Origin of the sequence: Granulicella aggregans (genome assembly GCF_025685565.1) — a bacterium.
Classification (GTDB): Bacteria; Acidobacteriota; Terriglobia; order Terriglobales; family Acidobacteriaceae; genus Edaphobacter; species Edaphobacter aggregans_B.
This window is the reverse complement of sequence record NZ_JAGSYE010000002.1, coordinates 414,427-428,789: the sequence shown is the minus strand read 5'-3', so window position 1 is coordinate 428,789 and position 14,363 is coordinate 414,427. Positions and strand designations below refer to the sequence as shown.

General features: G+C 60.6%; 13 protein-coding genes. 6 read left to right on the top strand and 7 right to left on the bottom strand.

Going from position 1 to position 14,363, the window contains the following annotated elements; genetic code table 11:
- Positions 1–33 precede the first annotated feature (33 nt).
- The 5 genes from OHL18_RS11305 to OHL18_RS11285 all read right to left on the bottom strand — a co-directional run bounded on the left by OHL18_RS11305 (position 34) and on the right by OHL18_RS11285 (position 6,108).
- Complete coding sequence (locus tag OHL18_RS11305; protein ID WP_263374962.1) at positions 34–1,023, bottom strand: polyprenyl synthetase family protein; 990 nt, start codon at positions 1,021–1,023, stop codon at positions 34–36.
- 176 nt (positions 1,024–1,199) lie between these two features.
- Complete coding sequence (locus OHL18_RS11300) at positions 1,200–1,700, bottom strand: YajQ family cyclic di-GMP-binding protein (protein ID WP_263374961.1); 501 nt, start codon at positions 1,698–1,700, stop codon at positions 1,200–1,202.
- A gap of 50 nt (positions 1,701–1,750) precedes the next feature.
- A complete protein-coding gene (locus OHL18_RS11295) occupies positions 1,751–2,575 on the bottom strand; it encodes a TatD family hydrolase (protein WP_263374960.1) in 825 nt (274 codons plus the stop codon).
- 202 nt (positions 2,576–2,777) lie between these two features.
- Complete coding sequence (gene metG / locus OHL18_RS11290) at positions 2,778–5,105, bottom strand: methionine--tRNA ligase (protein WP_263374959.1); 2,328 nt, start codon at positions 5,103–5,105, stop codon at positions 2,778–2,780.
- 244 nt (positions 5,106–5,349) lie between these two features.
- Complete coding sequence (locus OHL18_RS11285) at positions 5,350–6,108, bottom strand: FadR/GntR family transcriptional regulator (protein ID WP_263374958.1); 759 nt, start codon at positions 6,106–6,108, stop codon at positions 5,350–5,352.
- 148 nt (positions 6,109–6,256) lie between these two features.
- Between OHL18_RS11285 and OHL18_RS11280 the strand changes: the two genes are divergently transcribed.
- Genes OHL18_RS11280 through OHL18_RS11270 form a run of 3 tightly spaced genes read left to right on the top strand, consistent with a single transcriptional unit; the run spans position 6,257 to position 9,989 of the window.
- Positions 6,257–8,119, top strand: a complete 1,863-nt coding sequence (locus OHL18_RS11280; RefSeq protein WP_263374957.1) for a ligand-binding sensor domain-containing protein — start codon at positions 6,257–6,259, stop codon at positions 8,117–8,119.
- Positions 8,116–9,354 (top strand): ATP-binding protein, encoded by a 1,239-nt coding sequence (locus tag OHL18_RS11275; protein ID WP_263374956.1) that lies wholly within the window; start codon positions 8,116–8,118, stop codon positions 9,352–9,354. Before OHL18_RS11280 ends, OHL18_RS11275 begins: the two co-directional genes overlap by 4 nt.
- Positions 9,351–9,989 carry a response regulator gene (locus tag OHL18_RS11270; protein ID WP_263374955.1) on the top strand — a complete coding sequence of 213 codons (639 nt, stop codon included), beginning with the start codon at positions 9,351–9,353 and terminating at the stop codon, positions 9,987–9,989. The genes OHL18_RS11275 and OHL18_RS11270 overlap by 4 nt, the downstream gene beginning before the upstream one ends.
- A 36-nt stretch (positions 9,990–10,025) precedes the next feature.
- Here OHL18_RS11270 and OHL18_RS11265 read toward each other — a convergent pair whose 3' ends face one another.
- Together OHL18_RS11265 and OHL18_RS11260 are read right to left on the bottom strand one after the other, a co-directional pair.
- Positions 10,026–11,075: a site-2 protease family protein gene (locus OHL18_RS11265; RefSeq protein ID WP_263374954.1), complete on the bottom strand. Its 1,050-nt coding sequence runs from the start codon at positions 11,073–11,075 to the stop codon at positions 10,026–10,028.
- Positions 11,076–11,305: 230 nt separating this feature from the next.
- Complete coding sequence (locus tag OHL18_RS11260) at positions 11,306–11,575, bottom strand: HU family DNA-binding protein (protein ID WP_184216606.1); 270 nt, start codon at positions 11,573–11,575, stop codon at positions 11,306–11,308.
- Positions 11,576–11,892: 317 nt separating this feature from the next.
- Between OHL18_RS11260 and dcd the strand changes: the two genes are divergently transcribed.
- The 3 genes from dcd to OHL18_RS11245 all read left to right on the top strand — a co-directional run bounded on the left by dcd (position 11,893) and on the right by OHL18_RS11245 (position 14,267).
- Complete coding sequence (gene dcd / locus OHL18_RS11255) at positions 11,893–12,447, top strand: dCTP deaminase (protein WP_263374953.1); 555 nt, start codon at positions 11,893–11,895, stop codon at positions 12,445–12,447.
- A 60-nt stretch (positions 12,448–12,507) separates the two neighbouring features.
- Positions 12,508–13,197 carry a response regulator transcription factor gene (locus tag OHL18_RS11250; protein ID WP_263374952.1) on the top strand — a complete coding sequence of 230 codons (690 nt, stop codon included), beginning with the start codon at positions 12,508–12,510 and terminating at the stop codon, positions 13,195–13,197.
- 371 nt (positions 13,198–13,568) lie between these two features.
- Positions 13,569–14,267, top strand: a complete 699-nt coding sequence (locus OHL18_RS11245; protein ID WP_263374951.1) for a lipid-binding SYLF domain-containing protein — start codon at positions 13,569–13,571, stop codon at positions 14,265–14,267.
- The last annotated feature ends 96 nt before the right edge of the window (positions 14,268–14,363 follow it).

The following is a 14,363-nucleotide window of genomic DNA, read 5'->3' as shown; positions in this document are numbered from 1 at the left end:
CGCAGCAGAACAGTGTTTCATGCGGTCGCGGGCTTATCGGTCGCGGCTAGTGACAAAGCCAGGAACCCAGAGCAGAGCTCTCTTCGCTTCGGTATCGGGCAAGTCGGCGATGGAAAGCCTTGCTGCCTCAGCGTAGGCGCAGGCCGTGTCCATGGCGTAGTCGATCGAGCCGTGGCGGTTGAGGATCTCTAGAATCTGGGTGTGCGAGACGTTCGCGAAGCTGCGGTCGGCGAGAACCTTGCGGATGGCCTCGCGGTCGGCTCCGGTGCCGCGCTCAAGCGCATGGATGACAGCCAGCGTCGCTTTTCCTTCGCGAAGGTCGCTGGCGACGGGCTTGCCCAGGACCTCTTCGGATGCGGTAAGGTCGAGAACGTCGTCGATGATCTGGAAGGCGAGGCCGAGGTTGCGGCCGTACTCGCCAAGCTGCCCGTCCACCTGGTCGCTGGCGTGCGTGATGGCCGCGCCGAGCTGCATGGAGACTTTGAACAGGCAGGCGGTCTTGCGATAGATCAGGTCGAAGTACTCTTCCTCGTTGATGAGGTGACCGAGCTTCTGCATCTGCAGCAGCTCGCCTTCGACCATCTGCTGGGTGAGCGAGATGAGCAGATCGAGCACGCGGAAGTTGCGCTCTTCAAGGGCCGTGTGGAACGCCTGCATGTAGAGCCAGTCGCCGGCGAGAACGCACTTCGAGTTGCCCCAGGTGGTGTTCGAGGAGGGGCGGCCGCGGCGCGTGTCGGCCTCGTCGATGATGTCGTCGTGGACGAGCGTGGCCGTGTGCAGCATCTCAACGACGGCGCCGAGCTTGATGCGGCTCTCAGACTCGCAGCCGAGGGACTTCGCGCTCAGAAGCAGAAGCAGAGGCCGAATGCGCTTGCCGCCGCCCGCGATGAGGTACTCGGCGATCTCGGTGATAACGGAGACCGGGGAGGCGGACTGCTCAGCGAACTCGCGCTCGATGGCGGCAAGGTCGTCACGGAGCAGATCGAAGACTTCTTTTGCCGTCGCGATGGAGAGCGTGCTCACTAATAATTGAGAGTAACAGGGTGACGATTACGTTGCGGTTCGTTTTGTGGACCAGCGGGGACGTGAAGATTCCCGCCGGGTTTGGAAATAGGGCGAAAAAAAGTATTACCGAAGTGGGAGATGCATATCCTCCGCCAGACCGCTTGTCATCCTTGGCGAAGCGGAGGATCTGCTTCTTAGTTGGAGCGGAAGTTGGTGAACTGGAGATCGACGCCGATGTCCTTGGCGCGCAGCATCGACATGATGTCCTGCAGCGTGTCCTTGTCCTTGCTCACGACGCGGACGGTGTCTCCCTGAATGCTGGCCTGGGCCTTCTTCTTCGAGTCCTTGATGGCGGCCACAATGATCTTCGCCTTATCGGACGGGATGCCCTGGACGAGCTTGATCTTCTGGCGAACGCTCTGCCCGGCGGCGGGCTCGATCTTTTCAAACTCGAGGTTCTTCAGCGAGACGCCGCGCTTGACCAGCTTCTGCGAGAGGATCTCTTTAACGGCGGTGAGCTTGTATTCGTCGGAGGAGGCGAGTTGGATGACCTCGGTGCCTTCGAGTTCGATCTTCGACTTCGAGTCCTTGAGGTCGAAGCGGGAGGTGATCTCTTTCACCGCCTGGTCAATTGCGTTCTTTACTTCCTGAAGCTCTACCTTGCTGACTACGTCGAAGCTGCTATCGGATGCCATGTCTTTTTCCTTGTGGTGCGGTCGATCTCTATTATCGCAGGCTTCGTGCTTTATGTGACTGAGGGGAAGAGCGTTCTGAAGTTCGCTGTGGTGAGTTCGGCGAGGGCCTCCGCGGAGATGCCGCGGAGCTCTGCGAGAAAGGATGCTGTGTGGGCAACGAAGGCGGGTTCGTTGCGCTGCCCGCGCAGCGGAACGGGCGCGAGGAACGGCGCGTCGGTCTCGACGAGGATGCGGTCGGCCGGAGCGAAGGCCGCAGCATCGCGAATGCCCTGCGCCTTCGGATACGTCAGGTTTCCCGCGAACGAGAGATAAAAGCCGAGGTCGAGCGAACGCTTCGCGTGGTCTAGATCGCCGGAGAAGCAGTGCATCACGCCGGGAATTCCATGCGGTGCCCAGTGCTCCGCGATCAGCGCGAGCAGATCCTGTTCGGCGTTCGCTGTGCCGTATCTCTCCTTCGCAACAGGTGTCGCAAGCTCGCTCGTCCGGCAGTGGATGAGGATGGGTTTGCGCGCGGCGACTGCGATCTTCATCTGCGCGATGAAGGCGGCCTGTTGCGTGGGGATATCGGGGTTCTCAACGTGGTAGTAGTCAAGACCGATCTCGCCCACTGCGATGCACTTTTCCCGTTCGACAAGGGCCGATAGCTTGGCGAGGTTTTCTGGAGTGGCCTGGTGTGCTTCCTGCGGATGGATTCCGGCGCTGGCGTAGATGTTCGGGTGCGCTGCGGCGATGTCGAGGGCGCGGTGCATCGTGGATGGGCCATCGCCTATGCCGATGGCGAGGAGGCGGGTGACGCCTGCGGTCTCTGCGTTGGCGATGATCTGCTCAAGGTCGTCGGTGTAGAAGTCGAGGTGGCAGTGGGAGTCGATGAGCATATGCGGCTGAAAGGGAGGATCGGTGTTCGTGTACTAGCGGAGTGGCAGGTCCTTCGCTGCGCTCAGGATGACGGCAAAAACAAACAGTAGCAAAGGCAACTATAGGGTGCCCCACATCTCGCCTCTGAGATGTGGGAAGCAGAACGCCCGGGTGCCCCATCCAGCGCGCCTTTGCCTCTCGCGATGGGTGGGACGTAAGACGCTAACGCAGCCGTGACCCCAGGGCGATGTCCTCACCGAAGGTGGCGAGCACGGGCTTCCCATTCTCCCCATGGCTGGCTGCGAGCAGCATTCCATGGCTCTCCAGCCCACGCATCTTGCGCGGAGCAAGATTTGCGATGACGACGATGTTCCGCCCGATCAGGTCTTCGGGCGTGTACCACTCTGCGATGCCGGAGAGGATCTGGCGCTTCTCGTAGCCGAGATCGACTTCGAGGCGGAGGAGCTTGTCCGCCTTGGGGATGCGCTCGGCGACGAGGATCTTGGCGACGCGAAGATCGATCTTCACGAAGTCGTCGATTGCTATCTGCGGCGTGTCGGGTATGTCCGATGCGGCTGCAGCGTTTGCGAACGGCGCAGAGGCAGGAGCTTCGGTGTGCGGGGGCGTGCCCGGGCGCTCGGTGGAGAGCGCGGCGCTTCCAGCAACGTGTGTGGCCGGATTGTCGCTCGAGAAGATCGCCGTGCGCGGGCCGGCACCGGGGTGGGTGGAGGGATGGTTCTCCTCGGCGGTGGGTGCAGCTTCGTCGATGATGCTGGTCTGGGTCTTGGCGGCAGCTGCGGCCTGGGCGTTGTTTTCTTCGGTGGCGATCATGGCTTGGATGAGTTCCTTGGGGGCTCGGGGAAAGATGGGGGCGAGCGGGCCGAGCTTGGTGCCGGGCTTCAGTCCGCCCCATTTGAGGTCTTTGAGTTCGCCGTTACGCGCAGCTGCTTCGATGTCTCCGAGGCCCAGCTGCGACCAGACTTGCGCCGTGGCGTAGGGCAGGATCGGGTAGAGGAGCGCCGTGATGATGCGGATAGATTCTTCGGAAGCATAAAGAACGGATTCAAGTGCTGAGCGAGAGGCCTCATCATGCTGCTTTGCCAGTTTCCATGGCGCATTGACCGACATGTGGCCGTCGATTTGGCCGATGAAAGAAAAGATCTCACGAACTGCTAGAAGATAGTCGTGATTTGCAAACCGGCGGGACACACTTGCTTCTAGAGTCTCTTGTTTTTCTTCTGCTCCGGTATCGTTTGGTTCACCCACATACCATTGATCCGTTAGAACACTTTGTAACCCGTCTGCAACCGTCACAGAAGAGAAGCGAGCCGAATGGATCTGGCTGAACCCTTCAGGGAAGCTCGTCTGAATAAGAGTGAGAGTGCGGCTTACGAGGTTCCCGTAGCCGTTCGCTAAATCGCTGTTATATCGTTGCACCAGTGCATCGAAGCTGAAGCTGCCGTCCTGTCCGAAGGGGATTTCGCGGAGAAGGAAGTAGCGCAGTACATCCGTTGCGAAGAGGTCTTGTTCCGCTTTAGGCAAGTCGGGCTTGAGCGAGCCGAAGGCGTCGAGGATGGTCTCCGTGCGAACAACATTGCCGCGCGACTTCGACATCTTCGACTCTTCGAAGAGCAGCCAGCCGTTGGCGACGATCGATTTCGGCAACCACTTGTCGTTCCACTCAGCCTCGGTGAGCGGTGAGTTTGCGGGCCTCAGCGCCATCAGGAAGGCGGGCCAGTAGACGCAGTGGAAGCGGATGATCTCCTTGCCGACGAGGTGGAGGTCGGCGGGCCAGTAGCGTTCGAACTTCGCGATGTCTTCCGGCTTGTCGGAGCCGTAGCCGACGGCGGTCATGTAGTTGGCTAGCGCGTCGAGCCAGACGTAGATGACATGGCTCTCGTCGCCTGGGACGGGGATGCCCCACTTGAAGCTGGTGCGCGAGATTGAGAGGTCCTTCAGCCCTCCACGAACAAACGAGAGAATCTCGTTGCGGCGGGAGTCGGGCTGGATCAGCAGTTCGTTGGACTCGATGCGGGCGGCGATGCGTTCGCCGTATGCGGAGAGCTTGAAGTAGTAGTTCGACTCGCTGATGGTCTCGGTGATGTTGCCGCAGTCGGGACAGGGCTCGCCGGGGCCGACCTCGACGTAGGCTTCGTCGGAGACGCAGTACTGGCCGGTGTAGGTGTCGGTGTAGATGGCATCGTTCGCTTGTAGTTCGGCGAAGAGCTTCTGGACGCCCTGCTTGTGGCGGGGTTCGGTGGTGCGGATGAAGTCGTCGTTGGTGATGCCCATCCGCTTCCAGAGGTCGGAGAAGGTCTTCGAGACCTGATCGGCAAACTGCTGCGGCGGGATGCCTGCGGCTGCGGCGCTGCGCTCGATCTTCTGGCCGTGCTCGTCGGTGCCGGTGAGGAAGTAGGTGTCGTCGCCCAGGAGGCGATGGCGGCGCGCGATGACGTCGGCCACGATGGTCGAGTACGCGTGGCCGATGTGCGGGCGCGCGTTGACGTAATAGATCGGGGTGGTGAGGTAGAACTTTTTGTCGGAAGGCATCGCAAAGGCCAGTTTACCAGCAGGGTGTAAGGGGTAGGTGTAGCGGCTGAGCGTGAAGGGCTTCTGTTCCGTTGTTTGTCGTTCCCGAAGGGAATCTGCGTTTGTTTTTGTTCTTGAGCTGCCTCTCCCCTACGCATCGCAGAAGCCTGAAGCACTCGAGATCGGGCGAAGGCAGGAAGATACAACCGTAAACGCAGATTCCCTTCGGGAATGACAAAGAAAAGGCTGGCGGCTTAGAGGATTGTTAGCGGGCTTTAGCCGGATCAGCCGGGGTGTCGGTAAGCGTCTGCGGGGTCCCTGCCTCGGAGGCCTGCGACATGCGGGCCAGGTTCAGATGGTCTTCCATGGCTTTCCGGGCGGCGGGCGGGTTGTGGGAGCGGATCGCGCGGTAGATCTCGCGGTGCATCCCCGCCGATTCCTTCAGGTCGAGGGAGTTGTCGACGGTGAGACGGCGGTTGTCGTAGAGGTTGGAGGCGATGGTCTCCATGAGCGCCCCCAGAATCGGATTCCCCGACGCCCGCGCGATCGTCCGGTGGAAGCGGACGTCGTGGACGAGGTACTGCTGGGGGTCGTCGAGCGAGGCGTACATCTCGGTGACCTCTTCGGAGAGTTCGGCGATCTGCTCGTCGGTGGCGCGCTCTGCGGCAAGGGCGGCGATGCTCGATTCGACGACGAGTCGGGCCTCAAACATCTGCCAGGGAAGAAAGTGGTGGAGGGAGCCGAGGACCGACAGGGAACTGGAGTCGAGAGCTGCTGGGCCGGTGGAGACGAAGGTGCCCGCGCCGTGGCGGCTCTTGAGCACGCCCATGGCGGAGAGGAAGCCGATCCCGGAGCGCAGGGTAGAGCGGCTGATCTTGAGGGTACGGGCGAGTTCACGTTCGGGCGGGAGACGGTCGCCGGGGCTGAGCTCGCCACGGTCGATGAGGCTGCGGACGTGTTCTACAACCTGCTGGGTGAGCTGGCTGTGGGCTGCTGATTCGGCTGGGTTTTCTTTGGATCTCATGTCTGGGTGCGATGGAGATTTGGAGAAGGGTAACACGTTGGAGGCACCACGTTCCTGCACGGCTCAATTGGGCTTACTGTAGTAAGCAATGATGCCGGAGGGGATTGCGGCTGCCGCAGGGCGAGTCCGCGGAAGAGCGGTTGCGAAGGTGAGAGCAGGGTCTGCCCATCCGGTCAGGATGATGGTGCTGCTTCTGCTGCTTTGGGGGGCGGCGCGGGGCGGTTACGCGATCGAGCCGGGCAAGCCCCTGAAGCAGTATGGGCGGCAGAGCTGGCAGAGCGACTCAGGTCTGCCGCAGAACACGGTCCACGCGGTGGCGCAGACGAGTGACGGCTTCCTGTGGCTGGCGACCGAGGGTGGCCTGGTGCGCTTCGATGGGCAAGAGTTCCGAACGTTCGACAGGAGCAACACGCCAGCGCTTCCGGGGGATTCGATTGAAGGGTTGGCTATGGATAGGCACGGCGCGATTTGGGTCAGTTGCGCGGGTGGGTTGGTGAGGCTGGAGGGTGGCCGATTCGCGCGTGTCCCTGGAGTCACTCCGACGGCAAGAGTGATAAAGGTGTTGCGCAATGGGGATGTCCTGATCGCTCAGGATGGTGGGTTGGCGATTCGTAGCGATGCGGGGATTCGATCTCTCCAGGGGGTCTCCGGCGAGTTGGTGGCCGAGGGTGCTGACGGGGTTTTGTGGGTAGCTTCCGGGCGCGAGGAGGTCTCGGTTACAGAGAGCACCGGTGTCGTTGAAGCGAAGTTTGCGGTGACAGACATTGGAGAGTTGCAGGTTGTAGCGGCTGGAGAGCACGGAGATATCTGGGTGGGTGGCCACGAAGGGGTTGTTTTGTTTCGCGGTGGCATGAAGGTTTCTGTCGCTCTGCGTGCCAACGTGACTGCTGTTCTTCCGATGCCCAACGGCGAAGCGTGGATCGGCACGGACCACGGGCTGGTTCGGTATCGAGCGGGACGGCAGGAGCGCATTGCCGGAAGCGGTATCACGGCGGCCCGGGTCGAACAGTTGTTTCGCGACCGCGACGGCTCGGTGTGGGTGGTCTTCGAGGGCGGCGTGTCGCGGCTGGGACCAGACGGGGCGCTGCAGGAGCCGATCGACCTTGCCGGAGTGCTGTCGATCTTCGAGGATAGCGAAGGCGACATGTGGTTCGGGACAGACTCGGGCGGCGCGACTGTGCTGCGCGAACAGGCGTTCTCCACGTTGACGGTGCAGGATGGGCTGTCCGATGATTTCGTGCGGGCGGTCTTTCAGGACCACGCGGGACGGGATTGGATCGGGACGAACCGTGGTGGACTGAACCGAGTCGAGAACGGCAAGGTGACGACGTTTCGTGTCGGCGGCGCGGGCAGCCTGGCGAGCAACGTTGTGCTGGCGCTGGCGGAGTCTGGCGGCGACCTCTTCGTGGGAACGCCGGATGGATTGAATCGTCTGCACGATGGAAGGTTTGAGCTGTTTACGACTGCAAATGGCCTGCCGGATGACTTTGTGCGGTCGCTCTACACCGACAAGGACGGATCGTTGTGGATTGGTACTCGGGGCGGGCTATCGCACTATGCGCATGGACGATTCACGTCTTACTCGACTCTGGACGGGCTGGGCAGCAATCTCATCGGCAGCATCTTGCGCGCGCGCGACGGGACGCTTTGGGTGGGGACGCTGGGCGGTGTGAGCCGGTTCGATGGGACGGGGTTCAAGAACTTCACGCAGCGGGACGGGCTGGGTGGCGACGCGATCACGACCTTGGCTGAGGACAGCGAAGGGACCCTGTGGGTCGCCGCGCATGGGGCGGGGCTGACGCGGCTGCGCGGAGGTGGGTTCACCGCGATTTCGGCGAGCAAGGCTGGGTTACCCAGCGAGATCTACAGCGTGCTGGAGGATCAGTCCAAGGACTTGTGGATGGGCACTGCGAAAGGTGTCTACCGTGTGCCGCTGGCGCAGTTGAACGCACTTGCTGACGGGGGGCTGCCACGGCAGGAGCGGAGGTATTTGGCGTCGCGGACGGCATGAAGATCAGCGAGTGCAGCAGCGGCGGACGTCCGGCGGGATGGAGGATGCAGGATGGCAGCCTGTGGTTTGCGACGCTGAAGGGGGTGGCGTCCGTCCTGCCGGGGTCACATCTTGAGCGCAGGATAGAACCTGTTGCGGCGATTGAGCAGGTGGCGATCGACGACCAGCTGGTGGAGGATGGGGCTGATGGCGCGTCGGGCGCAGCGCTTGTGGTGCCTGCCGGACGCGAACGGATCACGATTCACTATGCGGCGCCAAGCTTTCAGGCTCCGCAGAAGTTGATCTTCCGGTACATGCTGAGGGGATTCGACCACGAGTGGGTGACGGCTGGCTCGCGGCGCACCGCTTACTACACGAATGTTCCGGCAGGTAGGTACGAGTTCCTGGTGTCGGCTTCGAATGGCGACGGGGTTTGGAGCGAATTTTCAGCCACAATAGTCATCGTGGTGAAGCCGAGGTTCTACCGGACTTGGTGGTTCTATCTGCTGCTGGCTTTGGTAGTCGCTTGCGCGACGTATGGTGTCTACTGGCTACGGGTGCGGTCGGTGGAGGCGAGCTACCAGGCTGTAATGGGTGAGCGCAACCGGATCGCGCGAGAGATCCACGACACGCTGGCGCAGGGGTACGTTGGAGTCTCGCTGCAGCTTGAGATGGTGGGGCGGATGCTAAAGTCCTCGCGCTCCTGGCCGACCGAGCCGGGGCCAATTGAAGGGCTGGTGGAGTCGACAAAGGAGATGGTGAGGAGCAGCCTGGAGGAGGCGCGCCGTTCGATATGGAATCTGCGATCGGCGCAGTCGGACGCCGAGGCAGAGACGCTTCCTGCGCGGCTGGCGGCTACCGTGCGCGGAAAGCAGGAAGGCAGCGCGGCAGCCATCCAGCTGACGGTCACTGGTACGTTCCGGCCGCTGGAGCGGTCTGTGGAGGACGAGATGCTGCGGATTGGGCAGGAGGCGGTCAGCAACGCGGTGCGTCATGCTTCTGCCACCGCTGTGGAGGTCCTGCTGAAGTACGATACGGGATGGTTGCGGCTGAAGGTCTCGGACGACGGCAAGGGATTTTTACCAATTGCCTCGACGCCTCAGGGGCACTACGGACTTCAGGGAATGAAAGAACGCGCTGCTGCGATTGGTGCGAAGCTTAGGATTGAGAGCAGTCCGGGATCTGGGACGTCGATTGAGGCGTCGTTGGCAATCTCTGGCGCGAACACGGCAAACAAGAGAGTGGAGCAAGGATGAGCGAGCAGACAGAGGGACCAATTCGGATCTTGATCGTGGAAGACCACCAGGTCGTGCGGCAGGGCTTCGTAGCGTTGTTGCGCATGGTAGGCGGCATGGAAGTGATCGCCGAGGCGTCGAGCGGAGCGCAGGCGGTGGAACTCTTCCGTCTTCATAAACCCGATGTGACTTTGATGGACCTGCGTATGCCTGGGATGGGCGGCGTTGAGACCATCACTGCCATCCGCGCAGAGTTTCCCGATGCACGCGTGATTGTGCTGACGACGTTCGACGGTGATGAGGATATCTATCGCGCGATCCAGGCGGGAGCCCGGGGCTACCTGCTGAAGGGGATGGGAATCGATGAACTGGTCGAGGCGATTGAGACCGTACACCGGGGGCGCTCGAAGATCCCGGCGGCGATTGCGGAGCGGCTGGCAGAGCGGCTCTCTGGAAATGCTCTGACAGAGCGTGAGACCGAGGTGCTGAAGACGATTGCGCTGGGCAAGAGCAACAAGGAGATCGCCAGCGCGCTGTTCATCTCCGAGGCGACGGTGAAGACGCACATCAACAATCTGCTGAGCAAACTGGGAGCGACGGACCGGACCCAGGCGGCGCGGATCGCGCAGCAGCGAGGGATCGTCCATCTGGACTAGCCTGGGCGTCTCTTTAATGAGGTCACTTCTATCAGGTCAGATGCCCCAATGAATCCTGAGCAGCACGCGAGTGAGGCTCATATCTGCTATGGGCTGCGTCGACGCGGCGAGCAGGAAGACTGCGACGCAAAGTGGCACAAACACCAGCCACTCCACGCTGAGCGAGGTTCGGGCTAGACTCCTCGGGTGCCTCATGGAAGGCAGGATCAGGACCAGGGCCAGGAAGAGCCAGCCGATCCACTCGAACGTCCCGAGGTAGAGGAGTGCGCCGATAGTACAAGTGGACGCGACTCTATGCAGCCGTGGAGAGAGGGCGTAGAGGATATCTCCACCATCGAGCCGACCCGCCGGGATGAGCGTCCATGCGGTGATGAGGAGACCGCACCAACTGGCAAACAGCACGGGATGCGGCAGCAGCTGCAGAATCGGCGGAATGTCGGGGTAGGAGGCGAGCATCGTGGATCTGAGGACGCCAATCAGGGCGGGAGCGGAGATGCGGAGCAGGGAAGGAGCCACCTGCGCGCCGATCGGCGCAGAGTGGGTGAGTCCGTAGCTGGTCGTTGCGACGGCGACGGCGAATCCGGCGATCGGGCCAGCCGCTCCTATGGTGATCAGTTCCGACCGGGAGCTGGCGTGGGACCGGCCGCGGCCGATGATTCTGGAATACGCCGTTGGACCAGGAGCGGAGGAGGCGAGGCCGAGGATTGTGTCTTCGATGCCAAAGTACCGGCACGCATAGAAGTGTCCGAGCCGGTGAGCACCGAGGATGGCGAGGAGCGTCAAAGAGAACGGCAGACCGTCGGCGACATGCTGCAGGTGGCTCCATGCCCAGGCAAACGGGAGGAGATCGACCGAGGAGGTAAGCGGCGGCTGTCCGTTGCGAAAGTCGAACATGTACCTCATCCCGATCGCCGTGGCTGCGGCGAAGGCGACGAGGACAAGCAGGACGGAAAACGTCTTCGGAATGGGAATGGGTATGAAGCGTGCCGGCGAAGCCGAACCTGGGCGAGGACTTTCAGCGTGAATCCCAACCTGAATCCGGGGATGTCGGCGTTGGATGGATGTAGTCGCGCGGACGGGCGGCATGTGCGGCGGGGCCTCGATACAGAGCAAAAAAGTTTGAAAGTGGTGCAGGCTGCGTGAGGCGATTCGCTCACAGCGATAAGAAGTTCAGTTCGAAGAAGCTCTGCGTCGAAGCAAGTGAGTTCAGCCGGACAGTTGGAAGTGCCGGGGTATGGACGAACGAGTTCCACAACGACTGGAGTGCAAGTCGAGCGGGTTGCTAACGTTTGATGAGATGCGGAAACAGAGTCCGGCTAATCGATAAGATGCAGCTCTTTGCCCGGCTTGAATCGAACTGCTTTGCCTGGGGCGATGCTCACTTCGGCACCTGTCCTCGGGTTGCGTCCGATTCCGGTCTTCCGCGGCTTCACGGTGAAGACTCCGAACCCCCGCAATTCGATCCGTTCGCCGGTGACCAGGGTCCGCTTCATGCTTTCGAAGATGGCATCGACGGCCAACTCTGCTTTCGACCTTGGAAGTCCAGTACGCTCGACGACTCTTTGTATGAGGTCCTGCTTGATCACGAGGGAGTACCTTTCCTTGGTGTTTCGTGGGGTTATAGCCGAGATGGTTGCCGGATTGTTGCGACAGCGGATGCGCGGATCGAGCGGTGGTGTGACTGCGAACCATGCTCTCCGGTAATCTGCGTGTCGGAGGTAGAACAGGCTTGCCGGGCTCTGTTGTACCGATGGTAGAAATCGTAAGCTGCGTTGTCAATGAGTTTAGCGTGCCGTAAAGTTAATGGTTCGGGAAGCTCAGCGCTCATGTTGCGGCACACGCAAGTAACCGCGGGACGTGCTGGCGGTTACCTGCTGATTTGGAAAGGGACACTGAAAACACTATGGCAATCAAGAGCGACCGCTGGATTCGGCAACAGGCAACCGAACACAAGATGATCCAGCCCTTCAGCGAAAAGCAAGTCCGCGATGGCGTCATCTCCTATGGACTGTCGTCGTATGGTTACGACCTCCGGGTCTCGGATGAGTTCAAGATCTTCACCAACGTCAACAGCGCGATCATTGATCCCAAGGCGTTCGACGAACGCTCGTTCGTCACCGTGCAGGCCCCGAGCGTCATCGTTCCGCCGAACTCGTTCGCGCTGGCTCGATCGATCGAGTACTTCAAGATTCCGCGGGATGTGCTGACGATCTGCGTTGGGAAGTCGACCTATGCCCGCTGTGGGATCATCGTGAACGTCACGCCCTTCGAGCCAGAGTGGGAAGGGTTTGTAACTCTCGAGATTTCGAACACGACTCCTCTCCCCGCGCGGGTGTATGCGAATGAGGGGCTGTGCCAGATTCTCTTCTTCCAATCCGACGAGGTCTGCGAGGTAAGCTACGCGGACCGAAAAGGTAAATATCAAAATCAGACTGGTATTGTGCTTCCAAAGCTGTAATATCGCTGCGTAACTGCATTTGTCTATTGGCCTCAAATACAGAGCAAAGGTCGTGGAGAGATGAAGGAAAGCACTTTGGTGGCGCAGGAACGACTGCGTCTGGTCGCTTCCAATAGTATGAGGATCGCCGGAATTCAAGGGGTCTACGGCGATCCTTGCGGAATAGAGATCGTTCCACTCACCCTTGAAGAGGCGTTGCTGGACGACCTCGAAGAGGTGCTCCTGGTCGACGCGGGTTCGAGCGAGCCGCTCTTCGAGATGCTGAGAAGGTTACGAGAGCGACGACCACTTACTCGCGTGTTAGTCATTGGCGTTGACCACGATGAGACCTATGTGGAGTGCGTCATTGCGGCAGGGGCAAAGGGATTTCTGGGCGCAAATGCGAGCGCCGAGGAGTTTCGCCATGCTCTGCTCAACGTGCGTGAGGGGTCGATCTGGGCTACGCGCCGGGTGCTCTCCCATCTGGCGGAGCGGCATCTGCTGCAACGGCTTCCGGACAGGATCGATCCTTCGGTTCGGTTCACTGAACGGGAGAGCCAGATCATCCGGTTGCTTCTGGACGGCAAGGGCAATCGCGAGATTGGGTTGAGCCTGGGGATAGGTCCGTTTACGGTGAAGGCCCATATGGGAAGGATCATGCGCAAGGCGGGAGTGGCCAACCGCATTGAGCTAACGATGTTCGCGGTGAAGCACCGATCGGCCGCCCAGGGCGGGGCGAAGGCGCAGCGCCGGGGCATGCAAGCCAGCTAGCACCGTCTGGGGAAGCCTCGAGCCAGTGGTAATGCCATGTTTACTTTGGAGTAAACGTCGCAGTAACGAAAGTCTACAGACCTCGGTACCCTTGAAGGATCGGCTGGGCTGAACGATGCTTCCTCCAGTTACACAGACTTGGGAGAGTGGGGTTGAGGGTTGGGCAGAATGAAAATTCTTCCTGGCTCGCAACCCCCATTTTTTTGCGGATTTGCTCATCCGATCCAGCAAGGAAGCGAATGGAATCAGGTGGCCGTGCAACTCATCTGTCTCAGAGCCCATCTGATGTCATGAGATTGGATTGATTGCTGAGTAGCCGCCACCTGCGGTCTCGTCGGTCCAACAAAGTTCCACCACTGAAAGGTACGGACATGAAAAAGTTTGCGGGATTGGTTTGCACGATGGCGCTGGCAGCGAGTTCACTGGCAGCATTTGGAGAAGCGGACAAGGCGAAGCTGGATGAGCGTCTCCTCAGCGCGCGCGATGTCATCAACGAAGTGATGGCGACTCCGGATAAGGGCATTCCGCAGAGCATCCTCGCGGGCGCTTCCTGCGTCGTGGTGATTCCTTCGTTCAAGAAGGGTGCTTTCATCGCTGGCGCACAATATGGCCAGGGCGTCGCAACTTGCCGCACGCCGAATGGTTGGAGTTCGCCGGTGTTTGTTCAGCTTGCCGGTGGCAGCTTCGGCTTCCAGATTGGCGGACAGTCGACTGACCTTGTTCTGGTTGCGATGAACCAGAATGGCCTCCAGGACATGCTGAAGTCGAAGTTCAAGATTGGCGGCGATGCTGCTGCTGCTGCCGGTCCAGTGGGCCGCAATGCGCAGGCGGGAACAGACTGGAAGCTGAATGCAGAGTTCCTGACGTACTCGCGTAGCAAGGGCCTGTTTGCTGGCATCGACCTTGATGGGACGGTTCTGTCGCAGAACGCCGATGACACGCGGACATTCTACGGCGCGGACATTCCGTTCCAGACCGTGCTGCACGGAGACAAGGTCGTTCCGACCGAAGCGAAGCCGTTCGTTCGCACGGTTGCGAAGTACTTTATCGTTTCGCGCGACAACCAGTAAGCAGAGTCGAGCTTGTAGCGAGAGAGGCGGCCTTCGGGTCGCCTTTTGCTTTTGTACGTTGAAGTTTTGGCAACAGGTAGACTGAAGGCTTGAGCA

Excerpts from the sequence above, each read along its gene's own strand:
- OHL18_RS11300 (WP_263374961.1), bottom strand. The coding sequence starts at position 1,700 with ATGGCATCCGATAGCAGCTTCGACGTAGTCAGCAAGGTAGAGCTTCAG.
- OHL18_RS11295 (WP_263374960.1), bottom strand. The coding sequence starts at position 2,575 with ATGCTCATCGACTCCCACTGCCACCTCGACTTCTACACCGACGACCTT.
- OHL18_RS11250 (WP_263374952.1), top strand. The coding sequence starts at position 12,508 with ATGAAGGAAAGCACTTTGGTGGCGCAGGAACGACTGCGTCTGGTCGCT.
- OHL18_RS11270 (WP_263374955.1), top strand. The coding sequence starts at position 9,351 with ATGAGCGAGCAGACAGAGGGACCAATTCGGATCTTGATCGTGGAAGAC.
- OHL18_RS11245 (WP_263374951.1), top strand. The coding sequence starts at position 13,569 with ATGAAAAAGTTTGCGGGATTGGTTTGCACGATGGCGCTGGCAGCGAGT.
- dcd (WP_263374953.1), top strand. The coding sequence starts at position 11,893 with ATGGCAATCAAGAGCGACCGCTGGATTCGGCAACAGGCAACCGAACAC.
- OHL18_RS11285 (WP_263374958.1), bottom strand. The coding sequence starts at position 6,108 with ATGAGATCCAAAGAAAACCCAGCCGAATCAGCAGCCCACAGCCAGCTC.
- metG (WP_263374959.1), bottom strand. The coding sequence starts at position 5,105 with ATGCCTTCCGACAAAAAGTTCTACCTCACCACCCCGATCTATTACGTC.
- OHL18_RS11265 (WP_263374954.1), bottom strand. The coding sequence starts at position 11,075 with ATGCCGCCCGTCCGCGCGACTACATCCATCCAACGCCGACATCCCCGG.
- OHL18_RS11275 (WP_263374956.1), top strand. The coding sequence starts at position 8,116 with ATGAAGATCAGCGAGTGCAGCAGCGGCGGACGTCCGGCGGGATGGAGG.